Raw genomic sequence first — 1,259 nt, 5'->3', positions numbered from 1 at the left:
CCGCCAGGTCTCGGAGGACACCGGCAAGGCCATCGGCGTCCTTGCCGACCTCCAGGGTCCCAAGATCCGTCTGGCGACCTTCGCCAACGGCCCGGTGACCGTCGACAACGGCGACGAGTTCACCATCACCACCGAGGACGTCCCCGGCGACCAGCACATCTGCGGCACCACCTACAAGGGCCTGCCCGGCGACGTGAAGCCCGGCGACCCGATCCTGATCAACGACGGCGTCATCGCCCTGGAGGTCGTCAGCGTCGACGGCCCGCGGGTGAAGACCGTGGTGGTCGAGGGCGGCGTGCTCTCGAACAACAAGGGCATCAACCTGCCCGGCGCGGCCGTGAACGTGCCCGCCCTGTCCGAGAAGGACAAGGACGACCTGCGCTTCGCCCTGGAGCTGGGCGTCGACATGATCGCCCTCTCCTTCGTCCGGAACGCGGCCGACATCAAGGACGTCCACGAGGTCATGGACGAGGTCGGCATCCGCGTGCCGGTCATCGCCAAGATCGAGAAGCCGCAGGCCGTCGAGGCCATGGAGGAGATCGTCCTCGCCTTCGACGCCATCATGGTGGCCCGTGGCGACCTGGCCGTCGAGTACCCGCTGGAGCGGGTGCCGCTGGTCCAGAAGCAGCTGATCACCCTGGCCCGCCGCAACGCCAAGCCGGTCATCGTCGCCACCCAGATGATGGAGTCGATGATCCACGCCTCGCGCCCGACCCGCGCCGAGGTCTCCGACGTCGCCAACGCCATCCTGGACGGCGCCGACGCGGTGATGCTCTCCGCCGAGTCCAGCGTCGGCAAGTACCCGGTCGAGACGGTCCGCACCATGAGCCGGATCTGCGAGAAGGCCGAGGAGGAGCTGCTCGGCCAGGGCCTGCAGCCGCTGAACCCGGGCCGCAAGCCGCGCACCCAGGGCGGCTCGATCGCCCGCGCCGCCTGCGAGCTGGGCGACTTCCTCAACGGCAGGGCGCTGGTCGCGTTCACCAAGTCCGGTGACACCGCGCGCCGGCTCTCCCGCTACCGCTCGCCGATCCCGGTCATCGCGTTCACCCCGGACGCCGCCACCCGCAACCAGCTCTCGCTGAGCTGGGGCGTGCAGGCGTACGTGACCGAGCAGGTCGGCTCGACCGACGAGATGGTCGCGCAGGTCGACCGCGAGCTGCTGCGCATGGGTGAGCTGGGCGAGGGCGACACCGTCATCGTCACCGCCGGCTCGCCGCCCGGCGTCCCCGGCAACACCAACATGGTCCAGGTCCACCACC

1 protein-coding gene is annotated in these 1,259 nt (G+C 70.0%); it reads left to right on the top strand.

Features of this window, described 5'->3' with window-relative positions:
- Positions 1 to 1,259 (top strand): pyruvate kinase (pyk, locus tag MCM47_RS41025; RefSeq protein ID WP_238951858.1); only part of this gene is annotated, 1,259 nt, incomplete at both ends.

The organism is Kitasatospora sp. A2-31, from assembly GCF_022288725.1.
GTDB lineage: Bacteria > Actinomycetota > Actinomycetes > Streptomycetales > Streptomycetaceae > Kitasatospora.
This window is presented reverse-complemented; position numbering and strand designations above follow the sequence as displayed.